The sequence below is a fragment of the Limimaricola sp. G21655-S1 genome (assembly GCF_027213785.1).
Classification (GTDB): domain Bacteria; phylum Pseudomonadota; class Alphaproteobacteria; order Rhodobacterales; family Rhodobacteraceae; genus Limimaricola.
This window is the reverse complement of sequence record NZ_JAPWGO010000051.1, coordinates 1,897-3,580: the sequence shown is the minus strand read 5'-3', so window position 1 is coordinate 3,580 and position 1,684 is coordinate 1,897. Positions and strand designations below refer to the sequence as shown.

The 1,684-nt window shown below is 62.8% G+C and carries 2 protein-coding genes; one reads left to right on the top strand and one right to left on the bottom strand.

Translation table 11 applies throughout. The annotated features are described in order from the left end of the window. Window positions 1–282: MerR family DNA-binding protein (locus O4G76_RS19685; protein WP_269398854.1), on the top strand; the 282-nt coding region annotated here is incomplete at its 5' end. Between the two features lie 133 nt (window positions 283–415). Here O4G76_RS19685 and O4G76_RS19680 read toward each other — a convergent pair. Continuing rightward, a partial coding sequence (locus O4G76_RS19680; RefSeq protein WP_269398853.1) for a vitamin K epoxide reductase family protein occupies window positions 416–1,684 on the bottom strand: 1,269 nt, incomplete at its 5' end.

Genomic DNA, 1,684 nt, shown 5'->3' with positions numbered 1-1,684 from the left:
TACCGCAGCTACGGTGAGGATCATGTGCGCCGATTGCGCTTCGTCATGCGCGCGCGTGATCTCGGATTTTCTCTCGAGGAGATCAGAGGGTTGCTCAGCCTCGTCGACAGCCACAACCAGACTTGTGCCGAGGTGAAGGAGATCGCCTCGGCCCATCTCAAGGATGTGCAGGATAAGATCGTCGATCTGCAACGGATCGAAAGAGCATTGAGCGACACGGTGGCTCAATGCAGCGGAACCGAGGTCCCGGAGTGCCCCGTGCTGGACGCCCTGCTGGACTGAGTGCCGGCTACTCCTGCGCGACCGCCTCACAAAACTCGGCTGTCCACAGACTCAACGCCGACCCAAGCGCTGAGATATCCGCCTCGTCAACTCGACCGCATCTCGGTCCGGCGCGCAGGGATCGCCGCGAGTTTCAGACCACGTATCGGTCCCAGCTGCCGTAATGCTCCGCGCTACGCCGGCCCCGAGGCAGGCTGAGAACGATCAGTGCCAAGCCGGCCAGGATGCCAACGAGACTTCCCGGGACGGTGCCGCCATCCAGCAGCCAGGGCGCGATCACGAGCCACAGTCCGAAGCCCAGATTGAGGAAGCGCAGCGGTCGCGCGACCTCGGCCCACGCGATCACGGCGGTCGTCAGGACCAGCGCGCCTACCAGATGATCACTGCCCGCCAAGGGCATCTCGTTGCCGAAGATGGCGCGTGACAGCATCAGGAAGGCGCCGAGGGCGGCGCTGAGGCCAAGGGTCCATGGAACGGTGACACCGCGCGCGCTTTGCCGAAACAGCTTCGTTGGCACGGCATCGAAGCTCATCGAACCGCCGCTTGTCGACCCCGGCAACGCATCGCCTTGGAAGAAGGCACGCCCAAAGGGGCGGCCGCGCCGCGTATTCCAGATCATGAACTGGATCATTGCCACGACCTCGTCGAGCGAGAACGGGATCATGATCAGCATCGCCGCCGCCGCCAACAGGCAGATCGTGCAATAGGTGCCAATCGTGATCGGCTGAATGATGATGAAGTAGATGCTCACGATCCCCAACGGACCGACGACGATGCCGAAGAGCGCGACCATCCATGGCATCGTGCGCCACCGCTTTCGACTGCCCATCACCCCCATCAGGATTTCGAACATGTAGCTCATGGCGCCCAGCCCTCCGTCGGCCACCGGCCAAGCCTTGGAGACGTCGGAGGTGACGATATATTCGCTGCCGTTCAGAGCCGAAGGAGAGGAGAAGAATGGCTCCCAGATGCCGTCGACATGACCCAGCTGATAGGCAGACAGGATGCGCGACAGAAGAAAGCCCACCACTCCGAGCGCGATGATCGGCAGTCGTTGCACGTAGGTGGACGGACAGTAGGTCCAGCCCGGCGGTATATCGCCTTCATCCATCATGCCCTCGCGCGACATGCCGGGCATCATCGGGATCAGGATGGTTAGCGCGATGACGAGCGCGCCGATCAACGTGTCGTTCGCATAAACCGCCGGGTCCGGCGTCCAGAAGACCAAAGGCGCCGCCAACAGCCAGACCCCCAGCGCGGCGTTGGCCCATTGCGCCCAACCGTTGCCAGGCCGCATCGAGATCAGCGCCAGGGCAGTGATAACCAGTCCTGTGAAAACGTCATTCCAGGCCGTCAACCAGCTGCGCGTTGCCGCGGCCCAAAGTCCACGATCTTCGGTGAC